Source organism: Flavobacterium sp. TMP13 (assembly GCF_050847115.1).
Taxonomy (GTDB): domain Bacteria; phylum Bacteroidota; class Bacteroidia; order Flavobacteriales; family Flavobacteriaceae; genus Flavobacterium.
In genome coordinates, this window is the sequence record NZ_CP193656.1 from 41925 (window position 1) to 65503 (window position 23579).

22 protein-coding genes are annotated in these 23579 nt (G+C 34.1%); 7 read left to right on the forward strand and 15 right to left on the reverse strand.

The annotated features are described in order from the left end of the window. Positions 1 to 239: 239 nt before the first annotated feature. The 3 genes from ACRASX_RS00190 (at position 240) to ACRASX_RS00200 (ending at position 2485) form a co-directional block, all read left to right on the forward strand. Positions 240 to 1172, forward strand: a complete 933-nt coding sequence (locus ACRASX_RS00190; RefSeq protein WP_432222014.1) for a DUF3810 domain-containing protein — start codon at positions 240 to 242, stop codon at positions 1170 to 1172. Positions 1173 to 1352: 180 nt separating this feature from the next. Further along, positions 1353 to 1847: an RNA polymerase sigma factor gene (locus ACRASX_RS00195; RefSeq protein WP_432222015.1), complete on the forward strand. Its 495-nt coding sequence runs from the start codon at positions 1353 to 1355 to the stop codon at positions 1845 to 1847. 5 nt (positions 1848 to 1852) lie between these two features. After that, the gene (locus ACRASX_RS00200; protein WP_432222016.1) at positions 1853 to 2485 is read left to right on the forward strand and encodes a hypothetical protein; all 633 of its coding nucleotides are present in this window, start codon (positions 1853 to 1855) and stop codon (positions 2483 to 2485) included. Between the two features lie 36 nt (positions 2486 to 2521). Here the strand turns inward: ACRASX_RS00200 and ACRASX_RS00205 are convergent, their stop codons facing one another. Both ACRASX_RS00205 and ACRASX_RS00210 read right to left on the reverse strand, forming a co-directional pair. After that, positions 2522 to 3331 carry a lysophospholipid acyltransferase family protein gene (locus ACRASX_RS00205; RefSeq protein WP_066307294.1) on the reverse strand — a complete coding sequence of 270 codons (810 nt, stop codon included), beginning with the start codon at positions 3329 to 3331 and terminating at the stop codon, positions 2522 to 2524. Positions 3332 to 3469: 138 nt separating this feature from the next. Further along, a complete protein-coding gene (locus ACRASX_RS00210) occupies positions 3470 to 4108 on the reverse strand; it encodes an NUDIX hydrolase (protein WP_066307295.1) in 639 nt (212 codons plus the stop codon). 93 nt (positions 4109 to 4201) lie between these two features. Here ACRASX_RS00210 and ACRASX_RS00215 point away from each other — a divergent pair, with 93 nt between their 5' ends. Beyond that, positions 4202 to 4636, forward strand: coding sequence for a DUF4268 domain-containing protein (locus ACRASX_RS00215; protein WP_066307296.1), 435 nt, complete (start codon positions 4202 to 4204; stop codon positions 4634 to 4636). Positions 4637 to 4699: 63 nt separating this feature from the next. On the opposite strand, the gene ACRASX_RS00220 is transcribed toward ACRASX_RS00215, so the two are convergent. The 5 genes from ACRASX_RS00220 to ACRASX_RS00240 all read right to left on the reverse strand — a co-directional run bounded on the left by ACRASX_RS00220 (position 4700) and on the right by ACRASX_RS00240 (position 9756). Beyond that, complete coding sequence (locus tag ACRASX_RS00220) at positions 4700 to 5110, reverse strand: hypothetical protein (protein WP_432222017.1); 411 nt, start codon at positions 5108 to 5110, stop codon at positions 4700 to 4702. A 4-nt stretch (positions 5111 to 5114) separates the two neighbouring features. Beyond that, complete coding sequence (locus ACRASX_RS00225; RefSeq protein ID WP_066307300.1) at positions 5115 to 6059, reverse strand: NAD(P)H-dependent flavin oxidoreductase; 945 nt, start codon at positions 6057 to 6059, stop codon at positions 5115 to 5117. Positions 6060 to 6072: 13 nt separating this feature from the next. Beyond that, a complete protein-coding gene (locus ACRASX_RS00230) occupies positions 6073 to 7686 on the reverse strand; it encodes a S8 family serine peptidase (protein ID WP_432222018.1) in 1614 nt (537 codons plus the stop codon). Positions 7687 to 7768: 82 nt separating this feature from the next. Further along, positions 7769 to 8956 (reverse strand): tRNA 2-thiouridine(34) synthase MnmA, encoded by a 1188-nt coding sequence (gene mnmA, locus ACRASX_RS00235; RefSeq protein WP_432222019.1) that lies wholly within the window; start codon positions 8954 to 8956, stop codon positions 7769 to 7771. 68 nt (positions 8957 to 9024) lie between these two features. Further along, the gene (locus tag ACRASX_RS00240) at positions 9025 to 9756 is read right to left on the reverse strand and encodes a toxin-antitoxin system YwqK family antitoxin (protein WP_432222020.1); all 732 of its coding nucleotides are present in this window, start codon (positions 9754 to 9756) and stop codon (positions 9025 to 9027) included. Between the two features lie 312 nt (positions 9757 to 10068). On the opposite strand from ACRASX_RS00240, the gene ACRASX_RS00245 reads away from it, so the two are divergent. Continuing rightward, positions 10069 to 11049, forward strand: a complete 981-nt coding sequence (locus ACRASX_RS00245) for a fasciclin domain-containing protein (RefSeq protein ID WP_432222021.1) — start codon at positions 10069 to 10071, stop codon at positions 11047 to 11049. A gap of 125 nt (positions 11050 to 11174) precedes the next feature. Here ACRASX_RS00245 and yidC read toward each other — a convergent pair whose 3' ends face one another. The 7 genes from yidC to ACRASX_RS00280 all read right to left on the reverse strand — a co-directional run bounded on the left by yidC (position 11175) and on the right by ACRASX_RS00280 (position 20635). Then, on the reverse strand, positions 11175 to 13076 hold the full coding sequence (gene yidC, locus ACRASX_RS00250) for a membrane protein insertase YidC (RefSeq protein ID WP_432222022.1): 1902 nt from the start codon (positions 13074 to 13076) through the stop codon (positions 11175 to 11177). A gap of 58 nt (positions 13077 to 13134) precedes the next feature. Continuing rightward, a complete protein-coding gene (locus ACRASX_RS00255) occupies positions 13135 to 14748 on the reverse strand; it encodes a CTP synthase (protein WP_432222023.1) in 1614 nt (537 codons plus the stop codon). A gap of 206 nt (positions 14749 to 14954) precedes the next feature. Next, positions 14955 to 15188 carry a DUF3820 family protein gene (locus tag ACRASX_RS00260; protein WP_066307310.1) on the reverse strand — a complete coding sequence of 78 codons (234 nt, stop codon included), beginning with the start codon at positions 15186 to 15188 and terminating at the stop codon, positions 14955 to 14957. A gap of 104 nt (positions 15189 to 15292) precedes the next feature. Continuing rightward, positions 15293 to 17221: a glucosamine-6-phosphate deaminase gene (gene nagB, locus ACRASX_RS00265; protein ID WP_066307311.1), complete on the reverse strand. Its 1929-nt coding sequence runs from the start codon at positions 17219 to 17221 to the stop codon at positions 15293 to 15295. Positions 17222 to 17251: 30 nt separating this feature from the next. Beyond that, on the reverse strand, positions 17252 to 18634 hold the full coding sequence (gene gluP / locus ACRASX_RS00270; protein ID WP_066307312.1) for a glucose/galactose MFS transporter: 1383 nt from the start codon (positions 18632 to 18634) through the stop codon (positions 17252 to 17254). A 21-nt stretch (positions 18635 to 18655) separates the two neighbouring features. Beyond that, positions 18656 to 19531: a sugar phosphate nucleotidyltransferase gene (locus tag ACRASX_RS00275; protein WP_432222024.1), complete on the reverse strand. Its 876-nt coding sequence runs from the start codon at positions 19529 to 19531 to the stop codon at positions 18656 to 18658. Between the two features lie 18 nt (positions 19532 to 19549). After that, positions 19550 to 20635, reverse strand: coding sequence for a galactokinase family protein (locus tag ACRASX_RS00280; protein WP_066307316.1), 1086 nt, complete (start codon positions 20633 to 20635; stop codon positions 19550 to 19552). A gap of 274 nt (positions 20636 to 20909) precedes the next feature. Between ACRASX_RS00280 and ACRASX_RS00285 the strand changes: the two genes are divergently transcribed. Next, positions 20910 to 21950 carry a LacI family DNA-binding transcriptional regulator gene (locus ACRASX_RS00285; RefSeq protein WP_432222025.1) on the forward strand — a complete coding sequence of 347 codons (1041 nt, stop codon included), beginning with the start codon at positions 20910 to 20912 and terminating at the stop codon, positions 21948 to 21950. Positions 21951 to 22053: 103 nt separating this feature from the next. On the opposite strand, the gene ACRASX_RS00290 is transcribed toward ACRASX_RS00285, so the two are convergent. Further along, positions 22054 to 22704: a sugar-binding protein gene (locus ACRASX_RS00290; protein ID WP_432222026.1), complete on the reverse strand. Its 651-nt coding sequence runs from the start codon at positions 22702 to 22704 to the stop codon at positions 22054 to 22056. 665 nt (positions 22705 to 23369) lie between these two features. On the opposite strand from ACRASX_RS00290, the gene ACRASX_RS00295 reads away from it, so the two are divergent. Further along, the gene (locus tag ACRASX_RS00295) at positions 23370 to 23528 is read left to right on the forward strand and encodes a hypothetical protein (RefSeq protein ID WP_432222027.1); all 159 of its coding nucleotides are present in this window, start codon (positions 23370 to 23372) and stop codon (positions 23526 to 23528) included. The last annotated feature ends 51 nt before the right edge of the window (positions 23529 to 23579 follow it).

A 23579-nucleotide genomic window follows, 5' to 3' on the forward strand; every position in this document is an offset into this window, starting at 1 on the left:
TATAATTAGTTTGAAGTTTAACAAAATATAGCTTCAAAGTTACAAAGTTTAAATTCCTTATCGGTAGTAATTGATATTCTATTTATATTTACAGTTATAAAAATTTTATCGTGAACCAAAAATACATTCTTCCTTTTTTTTTACTTTTCCAAATTATCATTTTGCAATTTCTTCCCGCTTTTTCAGCACAAGTTGAGACTTATTATAGCAACGGTTTATATCCTAAAATTGCTTCTTTTTTGAGAATTATATTTGGCTTTGTACCTTTTTCGGTTGGTGATGTCACGTATTTCATCGTAATTATTTTAGCCATTCGTTGGTTTTGGAAAAACAGAAAAACATGGAAAGAAAATTGGAAGAATAATTTTTTACGAATATTAAGTGCCCTTTCTTTATTTTATTTTTTCTTTCACTTTTTATGGGCTTTCAATTACTACAGAGAATCTTTGTCTGATAAAATGCAGATAAAAAAAGAATATTCTGATGCTGATTTACTTCAGTTTACAAATAAATTAATTCTGAAAACCAACCAGATTCATTCTCAAATAAACGAAAACGACAGTTTAAAAGTGGTTTACCCGTATTCTAAAAAAGCTACTTTTTCGATGAATTTAAACGGCTATCAAAACCTTTCAGAACAATATGCTTTCTTCAATTACGAAAAATTAAGTATTAAAAATTCTTTGTTTTCACTGCCACTAACTTATATGGGATTTGGCGGTTATTTGAATCCATTTACCAATGAAGCGCAAGTAAATGGCTTGATGCCGATATATAATTTGCCTTTTACGAGTTGCCACGAAATGGCGCACCAAATGGGATTTGCAAGCGAAAGCGAATGTAATTTTATCGGATTTTTAGCTACCACAAAAAATGATGATTTGTACTATAAATATTCCGGTTACAGTTACGCATTGCGCTATTGTCTTGGACTTTTAAGTTCTCAAAATGAGGAACTATTTAAAGCAACTTTAGCCAAAGTAAATCCAGGAGTTTTAGAAAATTATAGAGAAAGTGATGACTTCTGGAAAGAATATGAAACACCAATAGAAACAGGATTTAAGATTTTTTATGATAATTTTTTAAAAATAAATCAACAAAGAGACGGCTTAGAAAGCTACAGTAAATTTGTAGATTTGATGGTTAATTATTACAAAACAGAAGAACTATAGTTGTTCTAATACGATTAATAATTTAGAAATAGCCATAGTTTGAAAAAATTTTCACCGATTGAATCCTTCTAACATTTTTAGTCTGTGGTAAAAATAAAGATATAGACTAGTGCACAGTAAATGTCAGTATATAAATATTTCTTTTTGTAACAAAACATCATTTAAAACTACTTATACAATATGACTGAAAATCTAGAGCAATCTTTTGTATCGCAACTGCAAGCCAATCAGAATATAATCCACAAAATTTGTAGATTGTATACTGACAATGAAGATGCGCACAAGGATTTGTTTCAAGAGATTACCATTCAGTTATGGAAAGCGTTTCCGAAATTTAGAGGAGACAGCAAATTTTCGACTTGGGCCTATCGCGTCGCCTTAAACACAGCCATTACACTTTATCGAAAAACCAAACGTACTGTTTCTACCGTAAGTTATGAAAGTCAGCAGCATTTTGTAAAAGATGTCGATTACAATTATGAAGAGGAGGAACAATTAAAATTGATGTACAAAGCCGTTTATCAATTAAACGACATTGAAAAAGCCTTGGTTTTTATGTATTTGGAAGATAAAGATTACCACGAAATATCAGAAACGTTAGGTATTAGTGAAGTCAATGCGCGTGTAAAAATGAACCGCATAAAGGGAAAACTTAAAAAAATATTAAATCCGTAAGAAATATGAAAGAGCTGGATTTATTAAAAAAAGATTGGAAAAAGAACGAAAGTTCGTTTAATCAATTGTCTGAAACAGAGATTTACAAAATGATACACCAAAAATCATCTTCGATAGTGAGGTGGATTTTTATAATCAGTATCATCGAGGTTTTACTGTGGATCGGAATAGGGGTAATTTCTAATACAGGTGATTACATAAAAGAAATGAAATATCCGGAAAACAACTGGTATTTGCAATTCTTGGATGTATTTCATTATGTGGTGATTATAGTTTTTATTTATCTGTTTTATAAAAATTATACCACGATCTCGACTACCGCCTCTACTAAGTTATTGATGCGTTCTATACTAAAAACTAGAAAAATTGTACAGTGCTATGTTTGGTATAATTTGGCTATGTTGGTTGTAACAGCTATTTCTGCCATCTGTATAGCTGTTCTGTATACACCCGAAATAAGTAATTTAACTGATCAGTTTGCAACGAGTCCGCAATTGGCGATTATTACTTTTGGAATTTTATTTTTGATGGTTTTGGGTTTACTTGCAATATTATGGACAATCTACAGACTGATATACGGAAGATTGTTGCGTCGTTTGTACGCTAATTACAATGAATTAAAAAAGATTGATTTATAATTTGAAGTCTTACAGTAAATAAGCGGTTAAACGCAATTAATAATCCCATTTACGCATTTGATTCAGTTCTTCTTGTTCTTTGATCAATGCTGCAGGAATAACTTTTAAAAACGAAGGATGTTGTTCAATCGCAAATTCTACTTTTTCTACAATTTCTTCGATTGTGTCATTGTCATAATCAATAACCAATGGAGATTTTATGATAAAGGATTGAAGAATGCCCTTCTTCTTTAATCGAAGTCCTTTCTTATCAAATGAACGGCGAAAACCATCAATAACAATAGGAACGACAATGGGTCTGTGTTGTTTGATGATGTGTGCAGTTCCTTTGCGCACCGGCTTAAAGGACTTAGTCGTTCCTTGCGGAAACGTAATAACCCAACCGTCTTCCAACGCTATTTTAATATTTTCGGTATCATTTGGATTTACCTCTTTTTTTTCTGTAACATCTTTACCTTTTTCACGCCAAGTACGCTCTACAGTTATTGCACCAGCGTAGGCCATAATTCTTGGCAATAAGCCAGTTCTCATGGTTTCTTTGGCTGCTACATAATAAATATTCATTTTAGGCTGCCACAGATATCCAATGTTTTTAATATTGTCTTGGCGTCCGCTTAAACTGGCATTAAAAACATGAAACATAGCAACAACATCAGCAAAATAAGTCTGGTGATTGGAAATAAATAACACATTCGTCTCTGGTAAATTTTTTATAATCTCAGAACCTTCAATATGCAAATCATTAAAACCTCTATAGCGCTTGTGCGTGATTGCACCAAAAATTCGGATTAACCATTTTTTGATGAAATAAATATGACCAAAAGGATTTCTTTTAAACAATCCCATACTACTTATTTTAAATTGATATTAGGGCGGCAAACATACAAAAATATTCTTTTTTGCTTAGTATATAACTACATGACAGCTATAAAATCACAAATCACCTATAAACAAATAGTTACTTAATAAGAAAGACAAATACTTTCAGAGAGAAGCTTTAAGAACATCTTTTAACTCGCTTAATATCATTGCAGTAGCTCCCCAAACTATTTTACTATCAATTTCAAAAGCAGGAACTTTTATTTTATCGGCATAAGAAGTAGACAAAATTGCTTCAATTAAAATGCGATCATCTAAAAAAGTTGAAAGAGGCAATTCAATAATTGCAGCGACTTCACTTGGATCGGGCACAAAACAAATTTCCTTATGACACACTCCCAAAAAAGGATGCACTTCAAAATTACTGGGAGGAATATACATGGGGGTGAAAGGACGGATAATTGCAATACTTTCGGGATCGACACCAACTTCTTCTTGTGTTTCTCTCAAAGCTGTAAAAGCATAATCACGATCTGATATTTCGTATTTTCCACCCGGAAAAGCAATCTGCGCAGAGTGAATACCGACGTACGTATTTCGAACAATCAAAACTAAATGTGTTTCTCCCTCTTTAGGATATAACAACATCATAACGGCAGCAATTCTGGGGTTTTTTGATGAATAATCAACGTTTATTAACGCATCTATTCGTTCTACCGGTGCCATTTTGATATGCGATTGCACCGCAGGCAGTGGTACTTGCGTGATATTAGGAACATATTTCAAAAATTCTTGAAAATCCATCTGCAAACCTTATTTTTGTATGCTAAGTAAGATATAAATATACTTCAGAAAATAGCTTCACACAAGTTTTTTTTTGAAATCAAAGCCAGTAGAATGTATAGTAAACAAGAATCACAAAAAATAAAAAGAGAATTTTGGGTTGCTTTCGCAGAAAAATATCCCCGCAAATGGGTGTTGTACGATACGAAAATCAAAGACTTTTCTTTTAAGTTTTATGTAGACAATAAAAAAGCACAAGTTCTTATTGACATTGAGCATCGCAATGACGAAAAACGTTTGGCTTATTTCGACAAGTTAGTCGCCCTCAAAAACATTTTAGAAGAAGAATTTGTAAAAGATCTGGTTTTTGAAAGTGAATACACTTTAGAAAGTGGCAAAAATATCAGTCGAATTTGGATCGAAAAAACAGGAATTGGCTTTAGCAATCGCAACAATTGGGAAGTAATTTTTGATTTCTTTTTTGAAAAAATGAATGCTTTGGAATTATTTTATCTGGAGTATGACGATTTTATTAAAGATATTGAGTAAGTTATTTTTAGAAAAGCTGCTTTCATAACTAGCTACTATTTTACAGCAAGTATCAATATCCTTTTAACTGTTAAAAATATTATACAAAATAATTCTCTTATTGTAATTAATGTACAATTGCTTTCGGTTGTCCTGTAATTTTCTTGTTATAATTGATAATTTACAACTCGTGCCTTCATTGTCAACACAAATAAAAGAATGCACAATATCGGTATCATTTTCTTCTGTCGCAATATAATCTGAAATCTCAAACCATTGTACAAATTGTGTGTAAACAACAATTCGGTGTTTATCGGTATCTAAAACCACAGGAATATTTAATAACTCTAGCTCAGACCATTTGCCCCATTTATTATTATCTTTCTTTTCTAAAACACTAAATCCAGAAGTTCTGAATTTATAAGTCTGGCTAGTTGCTGTTTGGTAACTGAATGCGCAAACTAGCATTACAAACATAATTTTTATATAGTTCATACAATTAAAATTCTAAGGTAAGTGTTTCTTTTTGTGCGGTTGTAAAGTCATAAATTATCTCTTCGATAATTGCTTGAACTGGTTTTATGTCGTGTATTAATCCAGCAATTTGACCAATTTCTAATTCTCCTTCATCTAAATCTCCTTCGAACATTCCTTTCTTGGCTCGGGCTCGGCCTAGTAATAACAGTAAATCTTCTTTGGTGGCACACTTTGCGTACAATTCCTGCACATCATTATAAAACTTATTCTTAACCAAACGTACGGGTGCCAATTCTTTTAACGTCAATTGGGTATCGCCTTCTTGTACTTCAATAATTTTATTTTTAAAATTCTCATGTGCCGAAGATTCAACTGAAGCAGCAAAACGACTTCCCATTTGAACACCGTCTGCGCCTAAGACCATTGCGGCCAACATTCCTTTTCCTGTCGCAATTCCACCAGCGGCTATTAACGGAACTGTTATTTTCTCGCGCACCATCGGAATTAACGTGAAAGTTGTTGTTTCATCTCTTCCGTTGTGTCCGCCTGCCTCAAAACCTTCTGCTACAATAGCATCCACTCCAGCTGCTTGCGCTTTTAATGCAAAAACAGAACTGCTTACAACATGTACCACTGTAATTCCTTTCTCTTGTAAAAATGAAGTCCATGTTTTTGGATTTCCAGCCGACGTAAAAACAATTTTTACACCTTCTTCAACCACAATTTTCATTACTTCATCGATGTTCGGATACAACATCGGAATATTTACACCAAAAGGTTTGGAAGTTGCTTTTTGACATTTTTGAATGTGTGCTCTCAAAATTTCCGGATACATTGAACCTGCACCAATGAGACCCAATCCGCCAGAATTGCTTACTGCTGCTGCCAATTTGTAGCCGCTGTTCCAAATCATTCCGCCTTGAATAATTGGATATTTTATTTTGAAGAGCGCTGTAATTGCATTCATATTCTCGAACTTCTTATTGTTTTATAATCTTACCCGATTTTTTATATTTTTCTGCTTCGAAGGTATAAAAATAAATTCCTTCAGGTAATGTCTGCAATGAAATTGTATTTTTTTCTGAAGTAATTTTCTTTTCAAACAGCTTCTGACCTAGAGCAGAATATACAATAACTTTTGCTTCATCATCTTTCATCAAAGATAAAAATGTGATTTCATTGTGGGTCGGATTTGGATATAGCACAAAGTTGCTATTTTCATTTTCAGAAAAAGTTAAAACCAAATTAGCCGCGATACTAAAATCAGGAATTCCGTAGCCATATTGATTGTTGGGTGTAGCAAAATTATCTGAAGAAGAGACAATTAAATCCCGAATCTGTTGATTCGTTTTATCAGGTAGTGCTTGCCACAAACAGGCCGCCATACCTGCTAAAACAGGGGCTGAGAAGGAGGTTCCATTAGCGGTAACGATATTTCCAAAAGCATCCGATAAAACGGTTTGTTGTCCTTGCGCCATAACGTCTGGCTTGATTCTTTTGTCGAAAGTGGGACCAATAGAACTAAAATTCGCTTTATTTTTGGATGAATTTACTGCTCCAACCGAAAGTACTGAAACGGCATCGGCAGGAGCTCCAATATGAGGTTCGCTAGTACTTCCTTCGTTTCCAGCCGAAACAACCACCAACATTCCTTTATTAAACGCAATTTCTGCACCTCTAGAAATAAAGTTTGTAGCGCCATCCATATCTTTATACCTATGAGAATAGGCTTCATTATCATATGCAAAGTAACCGAGCGAGGTCGTTATGATGTCAACTCCTAAACTGTCTGCTTTTTCTGCCGCTTGGACCCAAAAAGATTCCTCAACGGGATTTTCTGATTCCACAACTTCTGTTACAAATAAATAATAAGACGCATCTAACGCTGTTCCTACTAATTTGTTTTCTGTAAATCCGCCCATTGTTGAAAGCACCAGAGTGCCGTGAGAATCACCATAATAAATGTTTTCATTTCTACTGACATAATTATACCCTCCCAAAATTTTATTATTAGCTCTCAATCGCTCAAAAGGTTGTGCAGTATTGACACCCGGAAAACCTGCATCTATAACAGCTATTATTTTCCCAGATCCCGTGTATCCATTTTTGTGAAGCAAATCTCCGTGTAACATTTTAATTTGATTTACAGAACTACCATAAGCAAAATCAAGATTAGTTTGTAATTTGTTTTTAACTTTAACCGTCTTCCGCGTTGCTTTGTTTGTTGAAGTAGAATTGAAAGTTTTGTTAGCAAAATCAATTTTATCAATAAAAGACAACCGTTTCAATTCATTAATATCAGTAACGCTTCCGCGGATGTGAAGCGCATTCAACCATTTGGAATGTGCTAGAAGGGAAATACCTTCACTATTTTTTACCTGATCGATATAGGAACTTTCCAACGGAATGTCATTGAATTCTAAAACTATATTTTGCGTGCTTCGCCGATCCAGAGCACGTTGAGAAAGCATTTCTAGCGGATTATTAAAGTAAAATTGTGAATTGGGTTTGTCCGTAAAATAGACCCAAGCGTCGTCTTGTGCAAAAGCGATAGTAGAAAATAAAGTAAAAATTAAAATGTAATAATGTTTCATAATCCTTCACTTTATTATACAAAAAATGGAATAACAAAAATAGCTTTTATATTATTCCATTCTCTTATTGTAAACAGTATTTTTACGAAATCACTCCCGAACCTAATAATTCATTTCCATCGTACCAAGCAGCAAATTGACCTTCAGTAATTGCTGACTGTGGTTCTTGAAAGCGAATGTACATGCCGCTTTCAAATTGGTAAAGTGTTGCTTTTTGCAACGGCTGACGGTATCGAATACGTGCCATTACTTCCCTCTCCTCTCCTACTGAAAGTGCTAAATCAGTACGAATCCAATGCACTTCGGACTGCTCAATAAATAATGCTTTTTTAAATAGCCCAGGATGTTGGCTGCTTAAACCAGTGTAAATAGTATTGGTTTCTACATTAGTTGCAATCACAAATAACGGATCTGTTGTTCCGCCAACGTTTAACCCTTTACGTTGCCCAATGGTAAAATAATGGGCGCCTTGATGACTTCCTACCACTTTACCCATATTCGGAGGATACGGAAATTTCTCGGCTTCTAAAGCCAGCTCTTCCTCAAATGAGATTCCGCTTGGCTCGAAAGTATTATAGATTGGGTCGTTTTTATCAATTTGAATAATAGTCCCGTCTTTAGGTTGTAATTTTTGTTGAAGAAACTCTGGCAGACGTACTTTACCAATAAAACATAATCCTTGAGAATCTTTTTTATCGGCAGTAACTAATTCCATTTCAGTCGCAATTTCACGAACCTCAGGTTTTGTTAAAGCGCCAATAGGAAATAAGGCTTTTGCTAATTGTTCTTGTGACAATTGACACAAAAAGTACGATTGATCTTTATTCACGTCCGCACCAGCAATCAACTGATACATCGGTTTTCCATCTACCTCGATTTCGTTTTTTTGACAATAGTGACCTGTTGCAACGTAATCTGCGCCTAGACTAAGAGCAATTTTCATAAAAACATCAAATTTTATTTCTCGATTGCACAATACATCTGGATTAGGAGTTCGTCCCTTTTCATATTCGTTGAACATATAATCAACGATCTTTTCTTTGTATTGTTCACTTAAATCGACGGTTTGAAAGGGAATACCAAGTTTTTCGGCAACCAATAAAGCATCATTACTATCTTCTAACCAAGGACATTCATTAGAAATAGTAACTGAATCATCGTGCCAATTTTTCATAAAAAGACCAATCACTTCATACCCTTGCTGCTGCAATAAATAAGCAGCAACACTTGAATCTACACCTCCAGAAAGTCCTACTACTACTCGTTTCATCTTCAATTTGTTCTTTTTTTATACGAGTGCAAAGGTACAAAACATTTATTAAAGCACCTCTTTAAGCACTAAAGCTTTGGTTTAACTCTCTTTTCTGGGCTAACTTTACTTTTAATCATTGACTGATTAATGGCCTTGGGATCGCTCATATTAACCTCTTTAACTAATTTTCCTTTTTCATAAAATTCCCAAACTCCTGCTTTTTTTCCGTTTATAAAATTTCCTGTAGAAATAATTAGACCTGCCCCATTTTTAAATACAGCTTGACCATTGTATAAATCATTGTTGTAATTAGATTCTTCGAGAGTCAGTCCGTTTTCTGTATATTTTTTGTATGGTCCTTCTTTTAAACCATTTTTAAAAAATTGTTCTTCTGCGATTTTTCCACTTGAATAAAAGACCGAACGCAAACCCTCTAATTTACCTTTTACATAATTTTCTTTGGTCATAATGTCTTTCGACTTTTGATGGTAATAAATCCATTCTCCTTCAAGAACTTTATTTACGACTTTACCTTCACTTACTTTATTTTTGTTCTGATCATAAAAAACTACGTAAGCAGAACCATCATTTGCACTAAAATCGCGAGTAGCAACAATGTCCCCTTTTTTAGTATCATCGTAATAATTAAAAATACCTGTTTCTTTTCCGTGTAAAAAAGTGCCTTCGTAACGCGGTCTCTTCGACTCTTGATACACACCTTTCCAAACTCCGTTTTTTAATCCCTTTGAATCCAATTTATTAAAGTCTTGTGCAAACAAACTACAACTTACTAGCAGTAAAAAAAGTAATTTTCTCATATGGTTTATTTTATAAAATTCTAGGTACGTAAATATAAAACACAAAAGTAAGCTGAAATTTTGTACTACCCTATATCTGTAAATATTCAGATTAACTATTGTTTACTTTTTATCATAAGCTAGAATAAAATCGTGATGAAAGAATTCGTAACAATGGTAACGTATAAATTGTAATAAACAACTCAAAACACATTCAATCAACACATTAAAAGATTAAACAAAAGTGTTAAAGTTTTAATTGTTTAATCATATTAGTAAAAGAGTAAACAAAATAAATGTAGCTTTACGTATTAATAATCAAAAAAAACAATCATGAAAACTTTAAAATTTAGCGTATTAAGCCTACTTTTTGTAGCATCTTCAGTCTTTGTTTCGTGTAACGACGACAATGATGAGCCAATGGTTCAAAAACCACAAACGATTACGGAAATTGCAAAAGCAACACCCGACCTAAGTGTATTAGTGTCAGCTTTAGTCAAAGCTGATTTAGCTGTAACTTTAGACAAGCCAGGAGAATACACTGTATTTGCTCCAACCAATGCAGCGTTTACTGCCTTTTTAAAAGCAAAAGGGTTTGCTGATTTAAATGCCGTTCCAGTACCAGTTTTAAAAGAAGTTCTTTTAAACCACGTTTTGATGGCAAAAGTAAATGCTGCAGACGTTGCAACTGGATACGTTAAGACGATGGCAAAAGGATCCGCTTCTGCTACCAATACATTGAGTATGTACATCAACAAAGGTGATAAAGTAGTGATAAATGGTGGAACTGCAAACATGGGAGCTACTGTAACTGCTGTCGATATTAAAGCGACTAACGGAGTGATACACGTTGTAGACGGAGTTATTGGATTACCTACCATTGTCAATGCTGCTATCGCAAATCCTAATTTTGCTACATTAGTAGCTGCATTAACTTTTAACCCAGCTTCTGGATTTGCTACGGTATTGTCAGGAACTGCTAGTTCTCCTTTTACTGTTTTTGCACCTACAAACGCAGCTTTTACAAGCTTTTTGGCAGAAACAAAATTCGCAGGTTTAAAAGAAATTCCTGCTGATGTTTTAGAAACTACATTAAAATACCACGTCGTTACTGGAGCAAATGTTGAATCAAAAGCATTAACAAACGGAATGGTTGTAAAAACTTTTGCAGACCAAAATATAACTATCAATTTAACTGGTGGTGCTAAAATTACAGATGCAAATGATCGTGTGAGCAACATTGTAGCAGTAGATGTACAATGTTCTAACGGAATTGTTCATGCAATTGATAAAGTATTGTTACCAAAATTTTAATTGTGATTGTTAAGCTGAAGGACGATTTTTTAAAGTAAATAGCGTTCTTCTCAAATGAAAAGGGTGAAAATCACGTTGATTTTCACCCTTTTTTTATACTCCTTAAATAGTACTAATTGCTAGTATTATTTTTTATCTTTTGCTTTTGCAGCTTCTTGTTGCTCCATTACTTCTTGCAAACGTCTCTGAAATTTACCTTGTTTTTTAGGCTCTTTCTTTTTATTCTCTTGAATTTGTGCATGAATCTTATCGCTATCTACAATCTTGTACTTAATTACATACATAATTCCGATTGTAATTACGTTCGAAATAAAGTAATATAAACTCAATCCAGAACCGTAATTATTAAAGAACAATAACATCATGATCGGAGAAATATAAATCATGATTTTCATCATTTTTGCCATATCTGGCATTCCTTCTTGTTGAGGAGCAGCCATTTGTTGGTCACCTGTCGTCATTTTCATGTAAAAGAAAATCGCAACCGCAGCCAAAATTGGAAACAAACTGATGTGATCTCCATATACTGGAATGGTGAATGGTAACTGTACTACAGCATCAAAAGAGGATAAATCGTCTGCCCATAAAAAACCTTTTTGACGCAATTGCATTGCAGACGGGAAAAAGTTAAAGGCCGCGTACAAAAATGGCATTTGAATCAATGCGGGTACACAACCTGCCATCGGGTTAACTCCGGCCTTGTTGTACAACTTCATTGTTTCTTGCTGCTTTTTCATAGCATCTTTTTTGTACTTTTCGTTAAGCTCAGCAATTTCTGGTCGTAGAACCTTCATTTTCGCTTGCGATAAATATGACTTGTACGTAATTGGCGCCATTGCCAATTTAACCAAAATGGTAAATACAATAATTGCAATTCCTAATGGGAAGTAAGTACTAATTAATCCGAAAATAGGAATAAATAGAAATTTGTTAATCCATCCAAAAATTCCCCAACCTAATGAAACAATTTTCTCTAGATTTTTATCGTAATGTTTTAAAGTCTTATAATCTGTCGGTCCAAAATACCAATGCATTTTGTAATCTACTTCACCATTTGAAAATGCCAATGGAAGATTAGCCTGAAATTGTTTGGTATAAACGGTATCAATTTTTTCATCATGAACCAAGCTCGTAGATTCTAAATTTGATGTTTCAAAGGGCTTATCAGTAATTAAAATAGAACTAAAAAAGTGTTGTTTAAAAGCTACAAAACTAACTTTCTCAGGAGTTTCTTCTCCGTGATTTCCAACACCTGCATAATCTATTTTTCCGTCCTCATATTCGAAATAAATCTCAGCATAACGATTTTCATAAGAAATACTTTTCTCATTACGAAATGACTTCAAATCCCACTTTAAGTCCAGTGGTTTTGTAGTATTCAACACTTTGTTCAATCGTTGAGAACGCACGTCAAAACCGATCATGTAATCGTTAGGACTCAATACATAACGGTATTCTAAAAACTCATTAGCTCCAGCTTTTAAACGCATGGTTAAGACTTGGTCTTCACCTGATTTGGTTAACGTTGGTTCAAAGAATAAATCTTTAGTATTTAAAGTTCTATTATCTGTTGTATTTAATTGAATGTTTAAATTCGAATTATTGTCTTTTATCAATTCAACCAACTCACCAGAATCTTTTCTGAATCTTTCGTATTTCTTAAGAAGTACTTCGACAATGTATCCACCTTTGTTTGCAATTTTTAATTTTACAAGATCATTTTCAATTGTTGTAAATTCATTTTTTGCTGAAGGTAAAGTAGCCGAATAAGCAAAGCCGCCTAAACTTTTTTGCATTTTAGCCAACTGTACAGAATCACCTGCGGGTGCAGTCTCCTCTGTTACAACAGCTGCTTTTTCAGCATCAACATTTGCTTGTGCTTCCTGTTTGTCAACTAATTCTTTCTTGGCTTTCTCAGCTGCAACTTCTGCCTCCGAAGGTTTGTTTTGATACATAATCCATATCAAAATACCAAAAATCAAGATAAAGCCTATAACCGAATTGAGGTCAAATTTCTTTTTTTCCATTCTATTTTAAAAAAGTTCTATTTATAAAGTAGCACAGTATTTCTGCACCTCACTTTTATTATTTTTTATGATGCGCAACTGCCGCTGCAACAAAACTTACAAAAAGCGGGTGCGGACTGTCCACCGTGCTTTTGTATTCTGGGTGGTATTGTACTCCAATAAAAAATGGGTGGTTTTGCAGTTCTACAATTTCTACCAATTTAGTATCAGGATTTACACCCGATGCGATTAATCCAGCTTTTTCTAATTCAGCTACATACTTATTATTGTATTCGTAACGGTGACGGTGACGTTCTGAAATAGTATTTTCTCCGTAAATTGTGTGTGCTAATGATCCTTCTTTAATAGTGCACTTCCATGCTCCTAAACGCATTGTCCCACCTTTATCGGTGATTGTCTTTTGCGCTTCCATTAAATCAACAACTGGATTTGTTGTATTTTCGTTCATCTCTGTTGAATTAGCATCAGCGTATCCTAACACTGTACGAGCATATTCAATAATCGCCATTTGCATTCCCAAACAGATTCCGACAAACGGAATATTATTTTCGCGTACATAACGTACTGCAGCAATTTTACCTTCAATTCCTCTTTCACCAAAACCAGGAGCGACTAAAACACCGTCTAGACTACCTAATTTTTCTTCTACATTTTCATTCGTAATGTGCTCAGAGTGAATTGAAACTATATTTACTTTAGTTTCGTTTGTTGCACCTGCGTGAATAAAAGCTTCCAAAATTGATTTGTAGCAATCTTGCATTTCAACATATTTACCTACCAAACCGATAGTTACCGTATGTTTTGGATTTTTTAAACGCTTTAAGAAAGTGTTCCAAATTTTTAAATCTGGAGCCGCTTTTTTAGGTAAGTTTAATTTATTTAAAGCAACCACGTCTAATCCTTCTTCAAGCATTAAATTGGGAACTTCATATATAGTAGAAGCGTCAATTGATTGAATAACAGCTTCTTTTTTTACATTACAAAATAAAGCTAATTTTTGACGTAGATCTTGAGAAATTTCGTGCTCTGTTCTACATACCAAAATATCTGCTTTAATACCACTTTGCATCAACATTTTAACCGAGTGCTGTGTTGGCTTAGTCTTTAATTCCCCAGCAGCAGCTAAATAAGGAACTAAAGTTAAATGAATTACTAGTCCGTTTCCTTCACCCAGTTCCCAAACTAATTGACGAACAGATTCAATGTAAGGCAACGATTCAATATCTCCGACCGTACCACCTATTTCTGTGATAACAATGTCAAAATCACCCGATTTACCAAGCAATTGCATTCTATCTTTAATTTCGTTGGTAATATGAGGAACGACCTGAACGGTTTTTCCTAAAAATTCACCTCTACGTTCTTTTTCAATAACAGAAAGGTAGACACGACCAGTAGTTACGTTGTTGGCTTGAGATGTCGGAACATTCAAAAAACGCTCGTAATGTCCTAAGTCCAAATCAGTTTCTGCACCATCATCAGTCACGTAACATTCTCCATGCTCATATGGATTTAATGTTCCTGGGTCTACATTAATATACGGATCAAATTTCTGAATAGTAGTGCGATAGCCTCTTCCTTGTAACAATTTTGCCAAAGATGCTGCAATAATACCTTTTCCTAATGAAGAAGTCACACCGCCTGTAACAAAAATATATTTCGTTTGATTCATTCTGTTGTTGTTTGTATGTAGTTGTGTAAAAAAACGTGGCAAAAGTACAAATTTAATTAGACAAATAGATGATGTCTCAATTAGAAAATTTGCCAATTGAAAAATTAAATACTCTGAAAATTTAGAAAGAAGAAATTCAGATAATCATTAACTAGGATTTTTTTTATGAACTCCTGATCTAAGGATCACCTAATTTAATTTTTAAATCATTTCGGATTTGGATACTTTTTTTTAATATTTCGAATCAGATCTTCCAAACCGTTTAATTTCAGTTCGTAAATTAACGCCAATTGCTGACCGAGCTCTCCCTTTGGAAAACCTTTATTGTGGTACCACACAATATAATATTCGGGTATCTCAATCAAAAAATAGCCTTCGTATTTACCAAAAGGCATTTTGGTATGAGCTAATTTTATAAGTTGTTTTTTGTCTTGTTCCATTTTAAAGATAAAGAAGCGAGAAAAAAGTGAATCATTTCCTTTTTTCTCGCTTCTAGAATATACAAAATTATTCTTTTCAACTGAATAATTTTATTGATTTTAAATTAAAAATGCCAACGCACAAATGCTTCCATTGCTGCATAAGTTGCCATTCCTAATTTATGATATTGCATTGCAGTTTCACTGTTTCTGTCTTCCGCACGTTGCCAAAATTCTCTAGCATCTGATCCTTGAAAAACAACACCGTCCTTTTGTGACTGGTGCTTGAAGATTCCGTGTCTTTTTTCTAAAACTTGACTTGGACTCATTGGAACTGCCATTTCGATTTCGTCAATTCCCCATTCTTGCCAAGCGCCTCTGTACAACCAAACCCAACAATCATCCATAAATGGTTTTGATTTTAAGTTTTTAACTGATTCGAAAATAGCATCCAAACAAACTTTGTGCGTTCCGTGTGGATCTGCTAAATCTCCTGCTGCATAAATTTGGTGTGGTTTGATTTTTTCGATTAAATCCATTGTAATTTGAACGTCTTCTAAACCAATTGGTTTTTTCTCAATCGTTCCTGTTTCATAAAAAGGCAATTCCATAAAGTGAATTTGATCGTCTGTTAATCCAACAAAATGGCTGGTAGAACGCGCTTCTCCTTTACGAATTAATCCTTTTAAATAACGAACTTCTGGAATGTCAATTTCTGAAGTCTTTTTGTTTTTAAGGAACTCAACAGATTTTTTGAATATATTTTCTGCTTCTTCACTTTTAATTCCAAATTTACTGTTGTAATCAATTACAAAACGTGCAAAACGCAACGCTTCATCATCTGCCACAGCAATATTTCCTGAAGTTTGATACGCTACGTGAACTTCATGACCTTGTTCTTGCAAACGCATAAAAGTTCCTCCCATACTAATGATATCATCATCTGGATGCGGACTAAAAATAAGTACTCTTTTACGAGCTGGCTCTGCTCTTTCAGGACGATGGGTATCGTCTGCGTTTGGTTTTCCACCTGGCCAACCTGTAATTGTATTTTGTAATTTATTGAAAATTTTAATGTTGATGTCGTATGCTGGACCAGAATCTGCCAACAAATCACTCATACCGTTTTCAATATAATCGGCATCAGTTAACATTAAAATTGGTTTGTTAAGATGTAATGCTAAACCTAAAACCGCTTTTCTAATTAAATTGTCAGTCCAAGATACTTGCTCTACTAACCAAGGCGTATTGATACGCGTTAATTTTGAAGAAGCTTCTTTGTCTAAAACAAAAAGAACATTAGCGTGCTCCTGTAAAAATGATGCTGGCAGTTGGTTGGTAACTGGTCCTTCAACTGCAGCTTTTACTACATTTGCTTTTCCTTCTCCCCAAGCCAACAATACCACTTGTTTGGCTTCAATAATTTTTTTAACTCCAATAGTAATCGCAGTACGCGGTGTATTATTTAAACCAGAGAAATCTTTACTAGCTGCCAATCTCGTGATGTGATCTAAAGCTACTAAACGTGTTCTAGAATTTTGAAGAGAACCAGATTCGTTAAAACCAATGTGTCCGTTAGCACCAATTCCTAATACTTGCAAGTCAATTCCGCCTAAAGCGTCAATTTTTGCTTCGTAGTCGTTACAGTAAGCTGCAATTTCTTCTTTGGTTAAAAGTCCATTAGGAACGTGAACGTTTTCTTTTAAAATATCGACATGACCAAACAATTGTTCGTTCATGAAACGCACATAACTGTGAATAGAATCTGGTTCCATCGGGTAATATTCATCTAAATTGAATGATATTACGTTTTTGAAACTCAATCCATCTTCCTTATGCAAGCGTACTAATTCAGCATACAATCCTTTTGGTGAAGAACCCGTTGCTAAACCCAATACACACATTTCATTTTTTTCTTGTTTTGCCTTGATAACATTGGCAATTTCTCGTGCAACTTCTTTTGAAGCCGATGTAGAATTTTCGAAAACTATTGTATCAATATTTTCGAATCTTTTTTCAAAGCCAGTTGCTTTGTCGATACCACTTTTTAACATTTCGCTATTTTTGTTTAGTTTTTAGAGAACTTATTTATTCGTAGACCAACTTCTATACTTGTGGCCTTTGAATGCGAAAAACAATAACATTAAATAGGCTGGAAACAATATTGCGTAGGCAACTTGGTTTCCGCTTTTCGCCGTATCTGCAATGCCTTCTGCGACATTTGCATTGTTAATATTTTCGACTAAAGCACCATATAATAACGGAAAAATGGCTCCTCCAATAATCCCCATAATCAAAATAGCACTTCCTATTTTAGTGTATCCACCTAAATCTTGCAAGGCCAATGGCCAAATTGCAGGCCAACATAATGCGTTTGCTAATCCTAATAAAGCTACTAAAAGCAATACAATTGGCAACTCTGGAATGCCCGGCAATTGAATTTGCAATTCTGGTGAAAGTGAAACAATTAAGGCCACTAAAATTAATCCTAAAATTGCTGAAGCTTTTAACGCGGTAACTTGAGATACGTATTTCGGAATTAAAATTATTCCTATTATATATCCGATAACCATGGCTGTCATCGTAAACGAAGTTAGTTTAAGATAAAAATCTCCGTTCGCTCCATAAACGCCTAATTGTTTGCCGAATCCACCAATGGAATCACCTGCCAAAACTTCGGCTGCAAGATACAACATTAATGTAATAACGCCCAAAACCAACTGTGGATATTTAAAGGCATTTTTAAGCTGTTGTAACATGCTGACATTCATAATTTCATCATCTCCTAAATCGATTTCGGGTAATGGTGCGAGTTTAACTAAAAATGCAAGAAATACTATTATCACTCCCATTAAAAGGTACGGATGTTGCAACTGAAGTGCTAAATCATCTAAAACTTTTGATTTTTGTACACTGTCTAGCAGTGCAATTTTATCGGCAGTGTATTCCTTCATATTCGACAATACTAAAGCAGTCAAAACTAAGGGCGCCAAAAATCCGGCTAACTTATTTGCAATTCCAAGCACACTAATTCGTGCTGCCGCACTTTCTCTAGGTCCGATTACCACAACATACGGATTTGCAGCAGTTTGCAAAATAGCCAAACCAGTTCCCATTACAAATAACGCAAGCAAGAAAAACACAAAAGTTCTGGTAGCTGCTGCAGGATAAAACATAAATGCCCCACAAGCAATAATTAAAAGACCTAACGATATTCCGTTTTTATAGCCTACCTTCTCAATGACCCACGAAGAAGGAATTGCCATTACAAAATACGCGATATAAAATGCAAAAGTTACAAAGTACGCTTGCGATTCGGTTAGTTCACACGCTAGTTCAAAAAACGGAATTAGTGGTCCATTTAGCCAAGTAACAAAACCTAGAATAAAAAATAAAGAAGTTAAAATTAACATCGGAATTAATACTCCGCCTTGGTAAATAGGTGTAGCTGTTTTGGTAGTATTCATTTTATTTATAATTGTGGTTAATTATGAATTCCAATCTAGAACTGGATAGTGTTTTTTAAGATACGCTTTGACATCTGCAATATCTTCTTTGGCAGTTAAGTCTGGTACATGTTCTGAAAACGGAATTCCGAGTGCTGTTTTAGGATGGTCTTTTATTGCATTTAACAAAACGGTTGGCAACTCTTTTTCATCTCGTTCGGGGTGAACTGGACAGTTTTTTAAGTACGGATACAAAACTGGACCGTCAAATTTAAATGCGTTCATGCTTACACGAAGTTTTCCTTGCGCGTCTTTGTACGAATCTAAAATGTCCGCTGTTGGTTTTTCTAAAATGTCTACTAAAAAATTATCATCTGTCAATTTAGCAATAGCAAAACGAGAAATTCTTTCTAAAGAAAAATCCATTGCATCTCTATCATAGCTTATGAAGGCATGCGGATTTTCGTTTTTTCGCAAAGCCAATAACGCGGCTACAGAATATAAATTATCACTGTTACAAACTGTGTATGTTTTATTTTGTAATTCTGGAAATTGCTCTACTGCTTGAAACAGAGCATCGGCAGTTCCAAAAGGTTTTACTCTATTTTCAGGAATGTATTGCGTGGCAAAAGAAATATTTAAGCCGTGAAAATCATTATTGCTATTATGATTGCCATAAAATTCTTTAAACAATCCGCCTTGTTCTCCTATAATTACATAAATAGCATGGTATCCTGCTTTTTTTGCATTTAAAAGGAGGTAATCTAATAAAGGGCGACCATTCGGACCAACACCTATTAATCCTTTGCTGCGTTCGTTTGCTTGTGCAATTTCTTCTGCTGTTAAATTATCTGAAACGGATTCTTTCTTCATTCTAGAAGAAGCACCGCCTGCTAAAATCACTAAACTGTCATGCATAACTTTATTTTTTAATTATTATAATTTCTGAACTATTTGGGCACCAGGATTAACTTTTACAGCGTAAGCATCAACGGCTCCAGCATTTAAAATAGCCTGAACAATTGGCGCTTCTTTTCCGGGTTCTGCCATTACAACTATACTACCACCACCACCAGAGCCAACAATTTTTGCTCCGTATGCTCCCGCATTTAGCGCAGCATTAATCATAGCATCAATTCTAGGTACAGTAATTTTTAATAAATCACGTAAAACGGCATGATGCTCGTTCATCAATTGTCCAATTTTTTTAAGATCTAATACTTCTTTTTGAAACTCAACAATCGCTCTTTGTGTACAATGGTGATTGATAATTGCTGCCTCGAAAAAAGGGATTAAACGATCGGGTAAATAATTGCGGTATTTATCTAAGTCGCTTACCGAAGTTTCGTTTAAATTAAAGTAAGGAAAATGTTCCATTATGGCGCTAATGGCTAATAATGCGTTGGTCTTCAATTCACCAATCAGTCCAATAGTTTGCTTAGGAACGCCCGAAACACCACTAATTAAACCATTCACTTCAGAACCAATTACTTCATAAGAAAACGGGCTACGAGTATCAATTTGAATGACATTACCAATACCAATACTATAATGATCCATCATTCCGCCTGGCTCTCCGTGTTCTACAACTTCAGACAAATAACCAATTCGTGCTATAAACTCGGGTGTAATTTCTTCGTTTACTCCAAAAGCTGTTGCTAAAAAATTAATCCAAGCCAATAACAATGCAGACGAACTAGAAGTTCCTGAATTGATCGGAATGTTTCCCGTAACTGTAATATCATATCCTTTATTGGGCTCGCATCCGTGACGTCTTAACACACGCAACGCCGAAGCAAAATAATCGCGTTGTTCCAAATCTTCAAAGGTGGCACGAATATTTATAGTTCTGCTTTCGTTGATGTCTATCATATGAATGCGAAACTCATCCGAATCGTTTTCAATGGCTTCCAATTGTATTTTTCTGTCAATTGCACAAGCAATAACGGGCAGTCCTAAGTAATCTTGATGGTCTCCAAAAAGACAAATTCTGCCAGGAGCTACTGATATAATTTTCTTCATTTATATCTTATATAAGTTTAATAAAAAGTTTGCCTTATTCTATTATTTTAGCATAAAAAATTACTGATTGTGGCAATAATGAGACGAAACTATATAATTAAAATATATAAACCAAGTAAAATACGATAAAATGTGCTCGAACACATGATATTTGCGTCTTTGTGTTTTTAAATGCTACTAACTGGTATTACAAGTTATCAAATCTTTACAAATAAGCATGCGACAACCATTGGTGTGTATAGTACATTTAATAAATTTTATATATTTGCCTGCTATGGACAAAAAGTACACGATAAAAGATATTGCACTAATGGCGAGAGTTTCAAAAGGAACTGTCGATCGTGTGCTGCATAAACGAGGAAAAGTTTCGCCTGCTGCGTTAGAAAGAGTAACGGCAGTCTTAGCAAAAATAAATTACGAACCCAACGTAATTGCCAGAAATCTTAAAAACAACAAAATATCGCGCATTGCAGTTATTCTTCCAGATCCGAAAATAGATCCCTATTGGGCGCCATGTCTTGATGGAGTTGCCCAAGCTTTAGAAGAATTTAGGGCCTTTAACCTTTCTGTTGAAAGTTACTTTTTTGATCCAGAAAGTACTTCTTCCTTTTTAAAAATTAATAAAAAAGTACTTGAACTTGCGCCTGATGCTGTTTTATTAGCCCCTTTTTTTTATAAAGAAACTATAAAAATAAGCAATAAATATGACGAGTCTGGAATTATAGTTGCCACCTTTAACAACCAAATTGAATCGGAAGCTATTAAAAGTTTTGTGGGACAAGATTTATTTAAAAGTGGCCGCGTGGCCGCCAAATTAATGAACGTATTATCAGCAAATAAAATTGCGATTATCCATATTGATGAATCGGTAAAGAATGCGAGTCACATGCAGGAAAAGGAAAAAGGATTTAAAAGCTACTTTGAAGAAAACGAAAATAAAAATTTTGAGATTACCACTTTAAAATTAAAAAACCCCGATTTTACAATTAACTTCGAGCATTTTTTGAAAGAGAACAGTCAGTTAAATGGTATTTTTGTTACCACATCCAAAGTATATCAGATTGCTAAAATGGTTCAGAAACTAGCTCCTAATAAAATTTCGATTATTGGTTATGATTTAATTGACGATAATATTTCGTTTGTCAAAGAAGGAGTAATTGATTTTTTAATTCACCAAAATCCAAAAAGACAAGCCTATTTAAGCATTACCAATATTGCAGATAATATTGTTTATGGAAAAGACATTCCGACCAATACACTTTTGCCGATTGATATTATTAATTCTGAAAACATTGACACCTATTGTGCTAATTAAAAATTAGCACAATTACGACGGAACAAATTTCTGAAGATAATTTTTTAAATTCTCTTTTTTCGTTTGTATCAGAAACACAGCGTTCAAAAAATCCAATCATTGCCTATTTTAATTGCAATAAGCCAAATGATGAACTAATATGAAAATTTGGTGTTTGTGTTTGCGGATTTACCCAAGAAATCCAAGTTGGTTGATAATTTGAATTTTTATCTGCTTTATATTTTGCTCTGTAAATGCCTGTTTCAATCGTATTATCCGCCTGTAACAACTCTAGCTTTTTGAGAACATCAATGCTAAGTGATCCTTCAACAATAAAATAATCACTATTTTTTGACGAACGCACTTTGATTCCGTCACTCGGCCAATTCCAATCAAAGTCAAATTTCCAATTTGGCATGGCTTTAAAATCCATTACTCTTGGTTTCGTATCCATTTCTAAACAATAGTACGGACTGAGTTCTGCGTTTTTTCTAAAAAATAGCTCTACTCTATCCGAATTTCCAATGCTATCAATTGAATCGTCTTTACTGTCAATGTGAATGGTGCCATCGTATACTTTAAAGCAAAAAAATAAATTTTCGGTATCCCAAAGTGCTCTAAATTCTATTTTATCAAATAGGTCATCGGACCACGGCGAAATAAAATCATTCAACACCATTGCGTTCTTCCACGATTCTTGATTTCCCTGTCCTGTAATCTCTAGAGATCCTAACTCAATTTTATTTACACTGTATTTTTTTGTCTTTGTGCTCATCCTTAATAATTTAATTTATTTCAGAATAATGTTCTCAATAAGAGCATTAATTCATCCTAGTTCTTCTTTTTATCAAAGCAAAATTTGATAATTTATGTAACAATTCGATAGTAAAACCAAAATGGTGATCGCAATTGGCCTTCAAATAAAAAACATTTAGTTCAACTTTTCCAATTTTAAATTACAAAATTACAATTTTAACACTTTAAATGTGCTCGAAAACACAAAATTTATGTGTTCGAACACATTTTAATGCTTTTTATTTGGTTAAATAACTTTTAATATATAGTTTAGTCCTGTTCAAAAGAGTTATTGACCTAAAGAGAACTATTTTAAAGCTTCTGATTTCTAGAAAATTATCATATTTAATGTTATAATTGCAGACGATAATCAAAAAATTAAGTAAAATCTACAAATAATCAATAATTGACTCTATCAAACCTTGGGTATAGTTTTTCTCAAATTGTGCCCAGTTACGAATAAAAATCATATAACTAAAATTAAAATATTTTGAAGCATGAATATATTACACAAAACGAAACTCTTAAATTTTTGGATGGCAGCCCTGTCGCTAAAGACCATGAAAATGACGAGCACTTCATTGCCAATTTCTACAATTAATCGATGAAGAACGTCAATTAGAAAGGGCTTTTCAAGCACAATTAGTGTATGACGTTGATCGAAACGGTCAAACAATGATGCGTTATTATTCTGGTCCGCACATGCCAATGGTCGATATTCCTGCCAATCGCCTAAGAGTGGTTCGTTATATTCGGCAATCAGAAATAAATGCTTATCCAGGTAAATTGACGCAAAACCCATAGCAATACGTTTTATAATTTAGTTCCTTAACCCTTCTGATATTGGGGAATTTA

What these genes read in the sequence shown, in the direction of transcription:
- ACRASX_RS00280 (WP_066307316.1), bottom strand. Translation starts at nt 20,635, where the DNA reads ATGAAGAAAATTATATCAGTAGCTCCTGGCAGAATTTGTCTTTTTGGA.
- ACRASX_RS00210 (WP_066307295.1), bottom strand. Translation starts at nt 4,108, where the DNA reads ATGGATTTTCAAGAATTTTTGAAATATGTTCCTAATATCACGCAAGTA.
- ACRASX_RS00255 (WP_432222023.1), bottom strand. Translation starts at nt 14,748, where the DNA reads ATGAATCAAACGAAATATATTTTTGTTACAGGCGGTGTGACTTCTTCA.
- ACRASX_RS00195 (WP_432222015.1), top strand. Translation starts at nt 1,353, where the DNA reads ATGACTGAAAATCTAGAGCAATCTTTTGTATCGCAACTGCAAGCCAAT.
- nagB (WP_066307311.1), bottom strand. Translation starts at nt 17,221, where the DNA reads ATGTTAAAAAGTGGTATCGACAAAGCAACTGGCTTTGAAAAAAGATTC.
- mnmA (WP_432222019.1), bottom strand. Translation starts at nt 8,956, where the DNA reads ATGAAACGAGTAGTAGTAGGACTTTCTGGAGGTGTAGATTCAAGTGTT.
- ACRASX_RS00240 (WP_432222020.1), bottom strand. Translation starts at nt 9,756, where the DNA reads ATGAGAAAATTACTTTTTTTACTGCTAGTAAGTTGTAGTTTGTTTGCA.
- ACRASX_RS00290 (WP_432222026.1), bottom strand. Translation starts at nt 22,704, where the DNA reads ATGAGCACAAAGACAAAAAAATACAGTGTAAATAAAATTGAGTTAGGA.
- ACRASX_RS00230 (WP_432222018.1), bottom strand. Translation starts at nt 7,686, where the DNA reads ATGAAACATTATTACATTTTAATTTTTACTTTATTTTCTACTATCGCT.
- ACRASX_RS00215 (WP_066307296.1), top strand. Translation starts at nt 4,202, where the DNA reads ATGTATAGTAAACAAGAATCACAAAAAATAAAAAGAGAATTTTGGGTT.
- ACRASX_RS00245 (WP_432222021.1), top strand. Translation starts at nt 10,069, where the DNA reads ATGAAAACTTTAAAATTTAGCGTATTAAGCCTACTTTTTGTAGCATCT.
- yidC (WP_432222022.1), bottom strand. Translation starts at nt 13,076, where the DNA reads ATGGAAAAAAAGAAATTTGACCTCAATTCGGTTATAGGCTTTATCTTG.
- ACRASX_RS00200 (WP_432222016.1), top strand. Translation starts at nt 1,853, where the DNA reads ATGAAAGAGCTGGATTTATTAAAAAAAGATTGGAAAAAGAACGAAAGT.
- gluP (WP_066307312.1), bottom strand. Translation starts at nt 18,634, where the DNA reads ATGAATACTACCAAAACAGCTACACCTATTTACCAAGGCGGAGTATTA.
- ACRASX_RS00260 (WP_066307310.1), bottom strand. Translation starts at nt 15,188, where the DNA reads ATGGAACAAGACAAAAAACAACTTATAAAATTAGCTCATACCAAAATG.
- ACRASX_RS00225 (WP_066307300.1), bottom strand. Translation starts at nt 6,059, where the DNA reads ATGAATGCAATTACAGCGCTCTTCAAAATAAAATATCCAATTATTCAA.
- ACRASX_RS00285 (WP_432222025.1), top strand. Translation starts at nt 20,910, where the DNA reads ATGGACAAAAAGTACACGATAAAAGATATTGCACTAATGGCGAGAGTT.
- ACRASX_RS00275 (WP_432222024.1), bottom strand. Translation starts at nt 19,531, where the DNA reads ATGCATGACAGTTTAGTGATTTTAGCAGGCGGTGCTTCTTCTAGAATG.
- ACRASX_RS00205 (WP_066307294.1), bottom strand. Translation starts at nt 3,331, where the DNA reads ATGGGATTGTTTAAAAGAAATCCTTTTGGTCATATTTATTTCATCAAA.
- ACRASX_RS00220 (WP_432222017.1), bottom strand. Translation starts at nt 5,110, where the DNA reads ATGAACTATATAAAAATTATGTTTGTAATGCTAGTTTGCGCATTCAGT.